This window comes from Yoonia sp., from assembly GCF_036007805.1.
Taxonomy (GTDB): Bacteria; Pseudomonadota; Alphaproteobacteria; order Rhodobacterales; family Rhodobacteraceae; genus Yoonia.
In genome coordinates this window covers 1-12,070 of the sequence record NZ_DASYOK010000069.1, presented here as the reverse complement: position 1 = coordinate 12,070, position 12,070 = coordinate 1, and the positions used below count along the sequence as shown (strand labels likewise).

Annotated in this window: 11 protein-coding genes; 5 read left to right on the top strand and 6 right to left on the bottom strand. The window is 58.5% G+C overall.

Annotated elements, in window-relative coordinates; translation table 11 throughout:
• Positions 1–263 precede the first annotated feature (263 nt).
• Positions 264–560 carry an ArsR/SmtB family transcription factor gene (locus tag VGP75_RS04510; RefSeq protein ID WP_327542523.1) on the bottom strand — a complete coding sequence of 99 codons (297 nt, stop codon included), beginning with the start codon at positions 558–560 and terminating at the stop codon, positions 264–266.
• An 86-nt stretch (positions 561–646) separates the two neighbouring features.
• Between VGP75_RS04510 and dnaE the strand changes: the two genes are divergently transcribed.
• The gene (gene dnaE / locus VGP75_RS04505) at positions 647–4,144 is read left to right on the top strand and encodes a DNA polymerase III subunit alpha (RefSeq protein WP_327542522.1); all 3,498 of its coding nucleotides are present in this window, start codon (positions 647–649) and stop codon (positions 4,142–4,144) included.
• Here the strand turns inward: dnaE and VGP75_RS04500 are convergent.
• The gene (locus tag VGP75_RS04500; RefSeq protein ID WP_327542521.1) at positions 4,141–4,434 is read right to left on the bottom strand and encodes a hypothetical protein; all 294 of its coding nucleotides are present in this window, start codon (positions 4,432–4,434) and stop codon (positions 4,141–4,143) included. The two genes, dnaE and VGP75_RS04500, sit on opposite strands and share 4 nt — an antisense overlap.
• Before the next feature lie 151 nt (positions 4,435–4,585).
• On the opposite strand from VGP75_RS04500, the gene VGP75_RS04495 reads away from it, so the two are divergent.
• Positions 4,586–5,707, top strand: a complete 1,122-nt coding sequence (locus tag VGP75_RS04495) for a Hint domain-containing protein (RefSeq protein ID WP_327542520.1) — start codon at positions 4,586–4,588, stop codon at positions 5,705–5,707.
• A 14-nt stretch (positions 5,708–5,721) separates the two neighbouring features.
• On the opposite strand, the gene VGP75_RS04490 is transcribed toward VGP75_RS04495, so the two are convergent.
• Entirely contained in the window at positions 5,722–5,925 is a 204-nt protein-coding gene (locus VGP75_RS04490; RefSeq protein WP_327542519.1) for a SlyX family protein, read from the bottom strand.
• A gap of 190 nt (positions 5,926–6,115) precedes the next feature.
• On the opposite strand from VGP75_RS04490, the gene hisS reads away from it, so the two are divergent.
• From hisS to hisG, 3 genes are read left to right on the top strand one after another with little or no spacing between them, the layout of a single operon-like run.
• Positions 6,116–7,594: a histidine--tRNA ligase gene (gene hisS / locus VGP75_RS04485; RefSeq protein ID WP_327542518.1), complete on the top strand. Its 1,479-nt coding sequence runs from the start codon at positions 6,116–6,118 to the stop codon at positions 7,592–7,594.
• Positions 7,594–8,667: an ATP phosphoribosyltransferase regulatory subunit gene (locus tag VGP75_RS04480; RefSeq protein ID WP_327542517.1), complete on the top strand. Its 1,074-nt coding sequence runs from the start codon at positions 7,594–7,596 to the stop codon at positions 8,665–8,667. The genes hisS and VGP75_RS04480 overlap by 1 nt, the downstream gene beginning before the upstream one ends.
• The gene (hisG, locus tag VGP75_RS04475; protein ID WP_327542516.1) at positions 8,667–9,356 is read left to right on the top strand and encodes an ATP phosphoribosyltransferase; all 690 of its coding nucleotides are present in this window, start codon (positions 8,667–8,669) and stop codon (positions 9,354–9,356) included. Before VGP75_RS04480 ends, hisG begins: the two co-directional genes overlap by 1 nt.
• Here hisG and VGP75_RS04470 read toward each other — a convergent pair.
• The 3 genes from VGP75_RS04470 to VGP75_RS04460 all read right to left on the bottom strand — a co-directional run.
• Positions 9,353–10,144 (bottom strand): YkgJ family cysteine cluster protein, encoded by a 792-nt coding sequence (locus VGP75_RS04470; RefSeq protein WP_327542515.1) that lies wholly within the window; start codon positions 10,142–10,144, stop codon positions 9,353–9,355. The two genes, hisG and VGP75_RS04470, sit on opposite strands and share 4 nt — an antisense overlap.
• A 62-nt stretch (positions 10,145–10,206) precedes the next feature.
• Positions 10,207–11,739 (bottom strand): AMP-binding protein, encoded by a 1,533-nt coding sequence (locus VGP75_RS04465; RefSeq protein WP_327542514.1) that lies wholly within the window; start codon positions 11,737–11,739, stop codon positions 10,207–10,209.
• Between the two features lie 46 nt (positions 11,740–11,785).
• Positions 11,786–12,070 (bottom strand): DUF1489 family protein (locus tag VGP75_RS04460; protein ID WP_327542513.1); only part of this gene is annotated, 285 nt, incomplete at its 5' end.

Genomic DNA, 12,070 nt, shown 5'->3' with positions numbered 1-12,070 from the left:
TCGTTACAACCTTCCTTGGTGCCGCAAAGACCCTGATCCTCGCGCAGCCATTCGAGCAGGGTGCGGGTAGGCTCCGCCTCGACCTGCACGGTTTCCCCATTGAGAAGAAACGTGACGTTCATGATATAAACCTGTCGCCTTACCGAAGTCTGTGAGAGCGTAAGGATGTCGATGCGACGTAGACATCTGCCCCAGATCAGACCTCATGAAAGCGATCACAGGCCGTTTTGGCAAGAAAAATATTCGTGCGACGGGAAACGCGCCTAAGGGATATCATCCCTGCGATTTTCCCAGATCTCACGTTGCCAAGCCAGCCATCCTTGTGCCGCGATCAGTGGCTGGGGTTCAATATAGCAGGTCCGCACGCGGCCTTTCTTGACCGAACGGATCAAGCCGACCTCTTCCAAGACCCGCAAATGACGCATGAACGTCGGCAGCGCCATCTGGTGGGGTGCGTGCAGGTCGCTCACGCTTGCAGGCCGCGTGGCCAGCATTTCGATGATTGCGCGCCGCGTCGGATCGGACATCGCGCCAAAGAAGCGGTCGAGACTATTAGTCATGCCGCTAAGTTTGCCAAACATGTGAAACTGTCAAGACGTCATGCGACGGCGCTTGCAGCGCCGTGGGCTTTCGCTACCTTGCGTCTATGACTGCTGATCCCCGATTCATTCACCTGCGCGTCCACACTGAATATTCACTGTTGGAGGGTGCGATCCCGACCAAAAAATTGCCCGGGATGATAGCGGACATGGGCATGCCCGCTGTCGCGGTGACCGATAGCAATAACATGTTCTGTGCGCTGGAATTTTCTGAAGGCGCGTCCAAGGCGGGGGTGCAGCCGATCATCGGCTGTCAGCTGGATGTGGCTTATAGTGCCGCAGAGCCGGGTAAACGGCCCGAGGCCCCCGCACCAATCGTGCTGCTGGCGCAATCCGAAGCGGGGTATATGAACTTGATGAAGCTGAACTCTTGCGCCTATCTCGATGCGCAAGGCCAGTTGCCGCAGGTCACGCTTGAAGAACTGGCGCAGTATCACGCGGGTCTGATTTGTCTGTCCGGTGGCCCTGATGGCCCTGTGGGCCGTCTGTTGCGTCAAGGGCAGCGGCCCAAGGCCGAAGCATTCCTCGACAGGCTTGCCGCGATCTATCCCGACCGGCTCTATGTCGAGCTGCAGCGCCATCCCGGCGATGGCCTGCCCGAGGCCGAGCGTTTGTCAGAGCGCGGTCATATTGAAATGGCCTATGCCAAGAATCTGCCGCTGGTTGCCACCAATGACGTCTATTTCCCCAAGACCGAGCTTTACGAAGCGCATGACGCGCTCATCTGTATCGCGGAAGGTGCGTATGTTGACCAGCAAGAGCCACGCCGCAGGCTGACGCCGCAGCACTATCTGAAATCACCGCAAGAGATGGCGACGCTTTTTGCCGATCTGCCTGAGGCGATTGAAAACACGGTCGAAATCGCCAAACGCTGCGCCTTCAAGGCCTACAAACGCGCGCCGATCCTACCCAAATTCGCCGATGACGAGGTCGCGGAATTGCGCCGTCAGGCCCAAGAGGGACTGAAAGCGCGTCTTGCCGTCATCCCCCATGCCGCCGATGTGGCCGAATATGAAAAGCGGCTCGAATTCGAGCTGGGGATCATCGAAGGCATGGGGTTCCCCGGTTACTTTCTGATCGTGGCCGACTTTATCAAATGGGCCAAGGATCAGGGGATTCCCGTGGGGCCGGGCCGTGGTTCTGGCGCGGGGTCCTTGGTGGCTTATGCGCTGCTCATCACCGATCTTGATCCTTTGCGCTATTCACTGCTGTTTGAACGGTTCTTGAACCCCGAACGTGTGTCGATGCCTGACTTTGACATCGACTTTTGCATGGACCGCCGCGAAGAGGTGATCCGCTATGTGCAGGATAAATACGGACGCGACAAAGTAGGACAGATCATCACCTTCGGTGCGCTGCTGTCCAAGGCCGCCGTACGGGACGTGGGCCGCGTGCTGCAGATGCCCTACGGGCAGGTGGACCGTCTGTCCAAGATGATCCCTGTCGAAGGGGTGAAACCAGTTTCAATTGAAAAGGCGCTCGCAGATGAACCCCGCCTGCGCGAAGAGGCCAAGAATGAAGAGGTTGTTGACCGCCTGCTGACCTATGCCCAGCAGGTCGAGGGGCTGCTCCGCAATGCCTCAACCCACGCGGCGGGTGTCGTGATTGGTGATCGGCCCTTGGATGAACTGGTGCCACTCTATCAGGACCCGCGCTCGGACATGCCCGCGACCCAGTTCAATATGAAATGGGTGGAACAGGCCGGATTGGTCAAGTTTGACTTTCTGGGTCTGAAAACACTGACAGTGATCCAGAACGCGGTGGAACTTGTGAAAAAGACAGGCCGCCCGCTGAATGTCGCGGCGGATGGCACCAAGCTTTATGACGCGCCTGAAGGTTTTGAATACGACATCGGGGCGATTCCGCTGGATGATGAGAAATCCTATGCTCTTTATTCCAGCGCCAAGACAACGGCTGTGTTTCAGGTGGAATCCAGCGGTATGATGGATGCGCTCAAGCGCATGAAACCAAACTGTATCGAGGATATCGTGGCTCTTGTGGCGCTTTATCGTCCTGGCCCGATGGAGAATATTCCGACCTACTGCGAGGTCAAGAACGGCCAAAGGGAACTGGAATCCATCCACCCTTCAATTGACCATATTCTCAAGGAAACCCAAGGCATCATCGTCTATCAGGAACAGGTGATGGAAATCGCACAGGTCATGGCGGGTTACAGCCTTGGTGGTGCGGATTTGCTGCGCCGCGCGATGGGTAAGAAGATCGCCGAGGAAATGGCCAAGGAGCGCCCGAAATTCGAAGAGGGCGCCAAGGCCAACGGGGTTGAGCCCAAGAAAGCCCGCGAGGTTTTCGACCTTCTCGAAAAATTCGCCAACTACGGTTTCAACAAATCCCACGCGGCCGCATATGCGGTGGTCAGCTATCAAACGGCATGGCTGAAAGCGAACCATCCGGTCGAGTTCATGGCCGGAGTGATGAATTGCGATATCCATCTGACGGATAAACTGGGCGTGTATTTCCAAGAGGTCAAAAAAGGCCTTGGGATTGAATATACCCCGCCCTGTGTGAACCGCTCTCAGGCGACGTTTGATGTGAAAGATCAAAAGCTTGTCTATGCGCTGGGCGCGTTGAAAAACGTAGGTGTCGAGGCGATGAAGCTCGTTGTTGCAGGGCGCGGGGACCGCGAATTTGTGAACCTTTTCGATTTTGCGCGACGCTGTGATCTCAAGCGTGTCGGCAAGCGGTCACTTGAGATGCTGGCACGGGCAGGGGCCTTTGATGTGCTGGATTCGAACCGCCGCCGCGTGATGATGAGCCTGGATGCGCTGACCGCCTATTCCGCGGCGATCCACGACCAGAAATCTTCTAATCAGGTTTCGCTCTTCGGGGATGCTGGCGAGGATCTGCCGGAACCACGGTTGATGGATGGTGCAGACTGGTTGCCTGCCGAGCGGCTTGCCGAAGAGTTCAAGGCCATCGGTTTCTATCTATCGGGTCATCCGCTTGATGACTATATGGGCGCGCTCAAGCGCAAGCAGATTTTGACGCTGGACGAAGTGATCGCCAAGGCCGAGCGCGGGGCTTGTGTGGTGAAGATGGCTGGTACCGTGTCAGGCCGGCAAGAGCGGAAATCGGCGCGCGGCAACCGCTTTGCCTTCGCGCAACTTTCTGATCCGACCGGACAATATGAGGTGACACTCTTTTCGGATGTCTTGGAAAATGCGCGTGAGTTTCTTGAGACCGGCAGTCAGGTGGTACTGACCTGCGAGGCCACGATGGAGGCCGATCAGCTCAAGCTGTTGGGGCGTTCGGTGGGGCCTGTGGATGCGGTGGTCGCCGATGCAGGTGGTGCGGGTTTGCGGGTGTTTATCGACGGGCCGGACGTGATCGGCTCGGTCGCCACCGTGCTTGAAAATGCTTCCAAGGGGGCTGTGCGTGCCGCGCGGGGGCCGATCTATTTTTGCCTGATGCGCGACGATCTTCCCGGTGAGGTCGAGCTTGATCTGGGCGAGGAATTTCCGGTCAACCCGCAAATCAAAGGCGCGTTGCGCAGTTTGGGCGGCGTGATCGAAGTGGAAGACGCCTAGGCAAAGGGATCAAGCCTTGCGATAGCTTTCGCATGATTGATCACACAGTAATTCCTGCGTTCCTCTTCGAATTCGGGAATGGCGGCGCTGAGTACGGCCATATCTTTTGCGGCCAGAACCATTGCTTCGCCCCCTTCACCGCCGAATTCCTTGGTTTCTGCAGTCGTGAAAACGATGCCCATGACAATCTTGCTGGCCGGAAAAAGTTCGACCGGATGTGTCTGGCCAAGAGCTTCAATTCGTGGGCGCAACCGTTCAGAGGTTTCCTTAGGTAAAGTAACAATAGGCATTTTGTGACCCTATTCGTGCTTGCGCTATGAAAAATGTGGCAGATTAGCGCGCTGTTTATCTCTTTTAGTCTAGGATAGTTCCACAGCTCCTTAACATGGTCTAAATTAAATGTAATAGCCTGCAAAACGTATTTTTAATCAGGTAGCCGCGATGCCATTTCTTTTTGACTGGACAACCTTTTCAAGTCCGAACGGGACGACCACGCTGACCGATGGGGCGAATAGTACGTCGTTTTCTTCCACCGCTGTTAGAAGCTCCTTCTTCACACCGCGGCCAGTTTATGACGGCGATTTCGGCGGCTATATTCGAACGAACGGAATACCCTCGGGACAGCTTAGCGGTGTGCGTTTGGACTTCACGGGTCGCGCTGTTGACGACCTCACCTTTGAGATCCTTGACCTTGATGCAAACGGCACCGCTTGGGACGATCAAGTTGTAATCTATGCATTCGACATCAATGGGAACATTGTCGAACCTACCTTCAGCAATCTGAGCACAACGCATGATGTTGTTGATGCATTTACTGTTGAAGCGAACGGTAACAACAATCCGGGCGTCGAGGGGCCGGGTGCGGACGACTCGTTGACTGTCACCTTCGAGCAGCCTGTCGTTCAAGTCTTTATCTTGATGGGTGGCAGCCAAACGAGTGGTGTGCGCGCTGGTACGATTGGTATCGGTGATCTCGCGGGCGACATTGTCTGTTTTGCGCATGATACGCAGATTGAAACGAGAGACGGGAAGGTCGCGGTGCAGGACCTTTGCGTAGGGGATCTGGTGCGCACAAAGGATAATGGCCTGCAGCCGATCCGCTGGATCGGGTCGCGGACAGTTGATGCCGTGGGCCGGTTCGCACCGATCGTGATTGCCGCAGATGTGCTTGGCAACGACCGGCCGCTTGTCCTGTCGCCGCAGCACCGGGTAATGCTGGGGGGCTGGCAGGCCGAGTTGTTGTTCGGCGTCCCAGAGGTGCTGGTGGCGGCAAAGCATCTGGTTGATGATAAGGGGATCCTGCGCCGCGAGGGTGGCACCGTGACCTATTTCCACATGATGTTCGATCAGCACGAAATCGTCTACGCGGATGGCGCCCCTTGCGAGAGCTTCCATCCAGGACATGTGGGCATCTCCGGCATGGATGATGCGCAACGCGACGAAATATTCGCGCTGTTTCCGGAGCTGGAACAGGATTTCGCCCAGTTCGGACCGCTGGCACGTATGAGCCTGAAGTCAGCTGAAGGCAAACTGCTTTCGCAGATGATCCACCTTCCGCACTAGGCTGATCGCGCAGCTTACCAATGCGGCGGGCGCTGATCTGCCAGTGGCACTGTGCCGCCCGCGTCCATTTCGCGCCCTGCTTCGCGTTCCATCAGCATCGCCAGGCGCCGCTGTGCCAGAGCTAATTCGGTTTCCTGACGGACGACAATATCCGACAATTCCTCGACCGTTCGGGTCAGGTGGGCGATCTTTTCTTCAAGGTGCGTGATGTTTGTCATGTCCGCACCTTAGCGCTGCAACGATGCCGCGAAAAGGGCCGCGCTGCGAATTGTGTCTGCGGTCGGTATTTGAGTATTTTTGGCAAGATGATGACAGGGCTTTGCCTTGATGCGCGCACGGGTGCATTGCCCCTGTCACAATGGCGGGTTAAACGGCGCTGGAACAGAAGCGACCGGCAGGATCAAGTGCATGGCCAAGATCAAGAAACAGCCCCGCCCCAAGGCGCAGACGCCCAAGGGGTTTCAGGACTATTTCGGCGCGGATGTGACCGCGCGCAATGAGATGCTGGCTACGATTGCGGGCGTGTACCATCGCTACGGGTTCGATGCGCTTGAGACTTCGGCCGTAGAAACGGTCGAGGCGCTGGGCAAGTTCCTGCCGGATGTGGACCGCCCGAACGAGGGCGTGTTCGCTTGGGAGGAAGACAACGACTGGCTCGCGCTGCGGTATGATCTGACAGCGCCTTTGGCGCGTGTGGCGGCACAGTATCGCAATGATCTGCCGTCCCCTTACCGCCGTTATGCAATGGGCCCGGTGTGGCGCAACGAAAAGCCCGGTCCGGGGCGGTTTCGGCAGTTTTACCAGTGTGATGCCGATACGGTAGGCGCGGGCACTGTTGCGGCTGATGCCGAGATTTGTGCGATGTTGTCGGACACGTTGGAGGCTGTGGGGATTGCGCGCGGCGACTATGTGATCCGCGTGAATAACCGCAAAGTGCTGAACGGTGTGATGGAAGTCGCAGGGCTGTCCGGTGATGACAAAGAGGCCGAGCGCGGGATCGTGCTGCGCGCGATTGATAAACTGGACCGGCTGGGGCCAGATGGTGTGCGTGCGCTCTTGGGCGAGGGCCGCAAGGATGCCAGTGGGGATTTCACCAAAGGTGCCGGGCTGGCGGATGCGCAGGCCGAGGTCGTCATGGGCTTTATGGAAGCCAAGCGCGACACGGGTGCGGCGACTGTTGCACGGTTGCATGAACTGGTGGCCGGATCAGCGATTGGTGTCGAAGGCGTCGAAGAGTTAGAGACTATTGCGGCACTTTTGGCGGCGCAGGGCTATACCGCCGAGCGGATCGAGATTGATCCTTCCGTCGTCCGTGGCCTCGGCTACTACACAGGTCCTGTCTACGAGGCCGAACTCACCTTCGAAGTCACCGACGAAAAAGGCCGCCCGCGGAACTTTGGCTCTGTTGCCGGTGGCGGGCGGTATGACGATCTGGTCAAGCGCTTTACGGGGCAGGAAGTGCCTGCAACGGGCGTGTCGATTGGTGTGGACCGGTTATTGGCGGCTTTACGTGCCAAGGGGCGGATGGATCAGACCGCTGTGGGGCCTGTCGTGGTCACCGTCATGGACCGCGACCGGATGTCGGATTATCAAACGATGGTGGCCGAACTGCGCAACGAGGGTATTCGGGCCGAGGTCTATCTGGGCAACCCCAAGAACTTTGGCAATCAGTTGAAGTATGCTGACAAGCGCGCCTCACCTGTCGCGATCATCGCGGGCAGTGATGAATTCGACAAAGGCATCGTGCAGATCAAGGACCTGATCCTTGGTGCCGAGATTGCCAAGAACGCCACCTTGGAAGAGTGGAAAGACCGCCCCAGCCAATACGAGGTGCCGCGCGACCAGATGCTTGCGAAGGTCCGCGAAATTCTGGACACGCACAGCTGATGCCAACTTCATCCGATACATTGATCGAGGCGCGGCGTCTGCGTGATCTCTTTGCAGCCAAGGGCGCGCAGGTGATCAAGGCGGATGTGCTGCAATCGGCGGAGACTTTGCTTGATCTTTACGGCGAGGATATTCGTGCGCGGGCCTATCTGACCTCTGATCCGTTGCGCGGTGAGATGGTCTTGCGGCCTGATTTCACGGTCCCAGTGGTGCAGATGCATATGGAGGCCCGTGCTGATCCCGCCCGCTACACCTATTCCGGCAAGGTGTTTCGCAAGCAGGAAATGGATGAAACCCGCGCGAATGAGTTCGTGCAGGTGGGGTATGAAGTGTTTGACGGGGCAAACCCCGCAGGTGCCGATGCGGAGGTTTTTGCAGCTATTGCAGAAGGCCTTGCCGGGCTGCCTGTACGCGCAGCCACGGGTGATATCGGGGTGCTGATGGCGGCGGTGCGCGGGCTGCGTACAACCGATGACCGCAAGGCGGCGCTCATGCGGCACATCTGGCGGCCGCAGCGGTTTCGCGCATTGTTGAAGCGGTTTGGCAGCGGGGCCGTGCCGCCTGCGCGGGCGGCTCTTTTGGCTGCGGATGATCCCTTTGCGCAGGCAGGCACGGAGATCGGGCTGCGCAGCCGTGCCGAAGTGCAGACGCGTATTGAGGCGCTGCGTGCCGATGCGGCAGCGCCGCCGATTGCCACCGAAGAGATCGAAGTGATTGACGCGATTTTGGGCCTGCGTGAGACGGCGCCGAATGTTCTGAGCGCCCTGCGCGATATGGCGGTCGATATGCCTGCAATTGGTGAGGCCGTTGCCACCATGAACGCCCGATTTGAGGCGCTGTCCAACCACGGTGTCGATGTTGACAGCCTTGATTTCGAAGGCAGCTATGGGCGCACCTCGCTGGAGTACTATGACGGATTTGTTTTCGGATTTTATGCCACTGACCGCCCGGACCAGCCGCCCGTTGCGTCTGGTGGCCGCTATGATGCGCTGACGGCGCGATTGGGGCAGGGCCGTGCAGTGCCTGCGGTGGGCGGTGTGATCCGCCCTGATCTGGCTTTGGGGTTGCGCTGATGTTGAAACTGGGTGTGCCCTCAAAGGGCCGGTTGATGGAAAAGACCTTTGACTGGTTTGGCGCGCGCGGGATCAGCCTGCGCAAATCCGGCTCTGATCGCGAATATGCGGTGTCTGTTGACGGGTTTGAGGGGCTGGAACTGGTGCTGTTGTCCGCAGGGGAAATTCCGCGTGAGTTGGTGGCGGGGAATATTCATCTTGGTGTGACGGGGTCTGATCTGGTGCGCGAGAAGCTGGTCAATTGGGACAGTCGCGTCGCGGAACTAGCGCCGATGGGCTTTGGCGGTGCTGATCTGGTTGTTGCTGTGCCGCAGGCCTGGGTCGATGTGAATACGCTGGATGATCTGGATGCAACAGCGGCAGCGTTTCGACAAAAACACGGGTTCCGGCTGCGGATCGCTACGAAATACCACCGTCTGGTGCGTGAATTTTTGCGCGAGCAGGGTGTGGCGGATTACCAGATTGTGGATAGTCAGGGTGCCACTGAAGGGACCGTCAAGAATGAGACTGCCGAGGCGATTGCCGATATCACCTCGACCGGTGAGACACTGCGCGCCAATGGTTTGAAGATCTTGGATGACGGGTTGATCCATGCCTCCCAGGCGACCCTGTTTCGCGGAAGGCGTAATGACTGGACAGATGAGCAACGCAAGAAATTGAAAGCGTTGCAATTGGTGCTGGGCATTTAGGCCTGCGCGGCCCTGATCGCGTCACGGCACGCAATGTCGAGGGCCGAGGGTTTGTGGCGGGCTTTCGCAAGACCGGTTTCGGTGTCATCGCCAGCCACAGCCGATGCGGCCGTTGCGGCCATGCTGTAGCTGTGGACCTGTGTGATGCCCTTCAGGGCTTGCCGGCACAGGGCATGGATCACCAGATAATCCAGATGGCTACCGAGGAGTCCTGCACCTTTCTCGGTCCCGCCCGCGGCATTGCTTTCGCAGGCTTCGGCATCCGTCGACAGAAATGAACGGCAGATCATCGGGCGCGCCTCATAGGCGCGGCAACTGCGTGTATCGGGGTCAAGGACGGGGCAGGCCTGTGGGTGCCATGCGCGGCCATCGGGTTGGCCCGCAAACGGGCCTGCGGCTTTGTGGAGTTGTGCTGCTTCAAAGGCGGTAATGACGCCGCCCTCGCCACCCGAGAGGATACAGCAAAAGGCGCACCCTTGCGTGCAGGCCGCGTTTGTCACGGCCTCGGGCGGGGCTTTCATGATCTCGTCACGGACAGCGTGGCCCAGTCGCCATGCAGCTTTGCCACTGGCCATTTCCGCAATGACCTCTTTGGCGGGCATGCCGTAGGTTTGGGCGGTTTGCAGGAAAGAGGAGAGGATGCGTTTGGCGCGATCCTCTTGCGCCTTGCCTGCGCCTTTGACCTTGGCTTTGGCGACGCGCGCGGCAATATCGGCGACAGTGATCGCGCCTGGCGTATTGCTTTTCTGGGCGCGCCTGCGGGCCGCGCGGGAAGATGCTGGTTTCATACTGCGCCCTTGGATGCCATCGTCGTGCGTGACTATAGAAGGCAGGGGCGGGGCGTCCAGTGTTAGCCCTTCAATCTGTCCCGCAAGAAACGGCGCAGAATTTTGCCGGATGCGGATTTGGGGATCTCATCGACGATATAGATATGGTGGAGCTGTTTATAGGTGGCCAGTCGCGCGGCGATATAGGCGTTGATCGCGGCCTGATCGGGGGCAGGATCGCCGGCCACGACAAAGGCCACGGGCAGCTCGCCCGCTTCATCATCCGGCAAGCCAACGACAGCAGCGTCCGTAATGCCGTCCATGGCCACCAAAGTTGCCTCAAGTTCGGCTGGGGCAACTTGGAAACCTTTGTATTTGATCAGTTCTTTCAGGCGGTCGGTGATGAACATATAGCCATCTTCGTCAATTTTTGCGATGTCACCGGTCCGTAGCCATCCGTCAGGGGTGATGGTTTGCTCGGTGGCTTGCGGGTTGTTGAGATAGCCCTGCATGACTTGTGGGCCTTTGATCCAGAGTTCGCCTTCTTCGCCTGCGGGCAGGTCTTGGCCAGTCTCAATATCGACAATCCGGCAGACTGTGTTTGGCGCTGTCACGCCTGCCGCACCAGAACGGGGGGCGCTGCGCGGAACCACGTGGGATACGGGGCTGAGTTCGGTCATGCCGTAACCTTGCAGCGCGTTGCAGCCCAGCCGTGCTGCGATCGCTTCGGAGAGATCGGCGCCGGAAGGTGCGGCGGCGATGAACACCTCTTGCAGCGCCGATAGGTCGTAGTCATCAACGAGCGGGTGCTTGGCCAATGCGAGCGCGACAGGAGGCACGACCCACATGCGCTGGGCTTTGTAGTCTTGGCTGATTTGCAGGAATAGCGGCAGGTCAAAGCGGGGCATTGTCACCAATGCACCACCACCACCGAGGTGGATATTCATCAAAACGGTCATACCGTAGATGTGGAAGAAGGGCAGGAAGGCGGCAGTTACCTCGCCCGCCTGAAAATCTGCGGCGACGATGGATTGATCGACGTTGATCACAAGGTTGCGGTGCGAAAGCATCACGCCTTTGGGCAGGCCGGTGGTGCCGGATGAATAGGGCAGAACAACGCTGAATTCATCAAGATCTACAGAGACTTGCGTGGTAATTGGATCGCCGAAAAGGGCTTCGTATTCCGGTGTGCCGATGGCGATGACGGGAGCGTCGCCTGCGCCCGCGACGGCGGTCTCCAGAAAGTCGGGGATAGTGATAAGGAGTTCGGCACCGGCGTCGCGCATCTGGTGGGCGACCTCAGGCGCGGTATAGGTGGGGTTCAGCGTTGTGATTGTCCCACCGCCCCAGGCGACCGCATGAAATATCACGCAGTATTCGGGCATGTTGGGGGCCATGATCGCGATGGTGTGCCCCGCGCCAAAGCCCGCTGCGGCCAATCCACCTGCCATGCGTTTGACCTTATCCATGAATGCGGCGGAGGTCATGCTGCGCCCGCTGGGGCCGTCCGTCAGCACAACGTCGTTGGGGCGGCTTTCAAGGTTCTGGAAAACACGCTCGGTGATCGTCAGGTCCGTTGCCGGGACGGCGGGATAAGGACTTGTGAAAATGGTCATGCAGGGCTCCTCCTGCACAGATCATGGCACAGGGTTTCACGTCTGCCTAGCGGACACCGATGGCAGCAAGAGCCTTGGAGAGTTCGGGCGGTAGAGCCTCTTCGTCCTGCCGGCCTTCGGGCAGGTCGCGGGGGGCGTCCTCTGTGGTCAGATAGCGCCAGCCCTGGAAGGCGCGTTTAGGTGTGGCTTCGACGCGGATCAGGCCCGGTTTGCAGACAATGGCGCAGCGGCGGATGCCGTCGCCGCCGATGTATTCTTCAAGTCGCGCAATGGGTTGACGGCAGAGGATCACGCCTTTGATGACCCAGAAGATCGAACCGTCATTCAGGAT

Bases quoted from the DNA above. Each gene is read 5' to 3' on its own strand.
- VGP75_RS04465 (WP_327542514.1), bottom strand. From the start codon at position 11,739: ATGACCATTTTCACAAGTCCTTATCCCGCCGTCCCGGCAACGGACCTG.
- VGP75_RS04480 (WP_327542517.1), top strand. From the start codon at position 7,594: ATGCCAACTTCATCCGATACATTGATCGAGGCGCGGCGTCTGCGTGAT.
- hisG (WP_327542516.1), top strand. From the start codon at position 8,667: ATGTTGAAACTGGGTGTGCCCTCAAAGGGCCGGTTGATGGAAAAGACC.
- VGP75_RS04510 (WP_327542523.1), bottom strand. From the start codon at position 560: ATGACTAATAGTCTCGACCGCTTCTTTGGCGCGATGTCCGATCCGACG.
- VGP75_RS04470 (WP_327542515.1), bottom strand. From the start codon at position 10,144: ATGAAACCAGCATCTTCCCGCGCGGCCCGCAGGCGCGCCCAGAAAAGC.
- VGP75_RS04495 (WP_327542520.1), top strand. From the start codon at position 4,586: ATGCCATTTCTTTTTGACTGGACAACCTTTTCAAGTCCGAACGGGACG.
- dnaE (WP_327542522.1), top strand. From the start codon at position 647: ATGACTGCTGATCCCCGATTCATTCACCTGCGCGTCCACACTGAATAT.
- hisS (WP_327542518.1), top strand. From the start codon at position 6,116: ATGGCCAAGATCAAGAAACAGCCCCGCCCCAAGGCGCAGACGCCCAAG.
- VGP75_RS04500 (WP_327542521.1), bottom strand. From the start codon at position 4,434: ATGCCTATTGTTACTTTACCTAAGGAAACCTCTGAACGGTTGCGCCCA.
- VGP75_RS04490 (WP_327542519.1), bottom strand. From the start codon at position 5,925: ATGACAAACATCACGCACCTTGAAGAAAAGATCGCCCACCTGACCCGA.